Here is a 1,563-nt window from a genome sequence, read left to right on the forward strand (position 1 = left end):
GACCACCCACGCCATCCGCGACAATCCCGAACGAGCCCTGCCCATCCTGGGCATCACTCACAACACGAACCTCGCCGGAACTTGATCACGCCCTGTGAGCCGGTCGGTATACCGACTGGACACGTAGTGGCCGAACTCGACTGGCCGTCTCAACACCGCTTCCTAGGTCGATAGTAGATGTTCGTTCAAGGCTTCGGCATCTTGCAACCTAGGGTTTTTCGTGGGCGGTTGGTGAGAGGTGAGCAACTGCATCGAGATCGTCGGCACCCCATCCCGACAGGTCCGTGCCCATGTTGAAGTACTGGCGAAGCGGCCTTGGTGTTCTCCTCGGTGCCACGTTGCCACGGGCTGTGCGGGTCGGCGAAGTAGACCTGCAGGCTGTTGTTGACGCTCATGTGGGCGAGTTGGGTCAGCTCCCTGCCGCGGACCCGAGTCAGCGATCGGCGTAATCGCTCGGGCAGCGTGGTGATCGTAGCGGCGATCGAGTCCTTCACGGCCTCGGCCCCGCGTCCGGCCAGCTCGGCGACCGTTCTTCAGCCGCGGCTCAACGCCGTAGCCGTCCATCCGTGGCAGGTGGAGCCTCGTGAACCGTCTCATGCGCTCAACGAGCGTGCCGATCGCGGACCGGGCCGTGCCGGGCGCGTCCTCGCCTGGGCCCCACCGGAGGCGCGGCAGCGTCTGTCGGCGGGCCAGGTGAGCCTAAGGGCGTGCAGATCTTTAACTCGTCGTTTTGACCTTGGTCTGGGTGGAGTGGGGATCGAGGAACGTCACGACGTCGGCTGGTGTGCGAAGGCGGGCGGTAGAAGCGTTGATGTGGTGGCCGTGTGCTTCCAGGAGCGGGCGGACCTCCTGTTTCGCGCGGCTGATGGTCATGGCGGTGACGCCGAAGAGTTGGCCGAGGAGGTCCATGGTCGCGAGTTTGCGCAGGTGGAGCACGGTGACCAGGATCCGGTCGGCTGGGGTGAGTTTGGCCTTGGCACCTGTGCCAGGGGCCACCAGGCGCTCATGACCGCGACGTGTGCGGAGCACTTGCTCGCGTTGAACCTCCAGCGCTGGAGTCAGCGCGTCGATGAGCTCGCTGAGCTGCTGACGGGTCATCCCGGTCAGTTCAGGGTCCTGCAGCGATCGCCGCGTGAGGCGAGGCGGTCTGCTCGACGGGGCCTGGTCCGTCGTGCGGTCGGTCGTGGCCGCGTCCATCGGATGCTGGGGGTGGAGGCTGTAGTTCCAGTCGCCGTGGAAGCGGTGACGGGTGATGGGCAGGGCGGCGAGCTCGTCGTCGCTGACCTGGATGCCTGTGGGGTACGGGTTGGTGTCGAGTTCGGCGTGCACGGTCAGGCCGGTTTTGGTGGTGGTCGCCGCGATGCTCTGGACGATGACTTCGTGGCTGGTCAGGGGCCTTCCACACCAGTTCATGGTGATGTGGGAGAACAGCCGGTGCTCTATCTTGTTCCACTTCGAAGTCCCGGGACAATGCCGTTGCTTGAATTAGTGAACTATCGCCGGGTGCAGCGTGATGACCTTGGGGGCGACGCGCCGTGTCGGCTGCCGGTCGCGGGTGTTGAT

At 64.9% G+C, this 1,563-nt stretch carries 2 pseudogenes; both read right to left on the reverse strand.

Annotation, left to right across the window (positions count from 1 at the left end):
* Positions 1–162 precede the first annotated feature (162 nt).
* Positions 163–624 (reverse strand): annotated as a pseudogene (locus tag ABZ453_RS51260) (IS30 family transposase); the annotation flags it as partial.
* Between the two features lie 93 nt (positions 625–717).
* Positions 718–1,467, reverse strand: a pseudogene (locus ABZ453_RS51265) (transposase family protein); the annotation flags it as partial.
* Between the last annotated feature and the right edge of the window lie 96 nt (positions 1,468–1,563).

This window comes from Streptomyces sp. NPDC005799 (assembly GCF_040630525.1).
Taxonomy (GTDB): Bacteria; Actinomycetota; Actinomycetes; order Streptomycetales; family Streptomycetaceae; genus Streptomyces; species Streptomyces griseorubiginosus_B.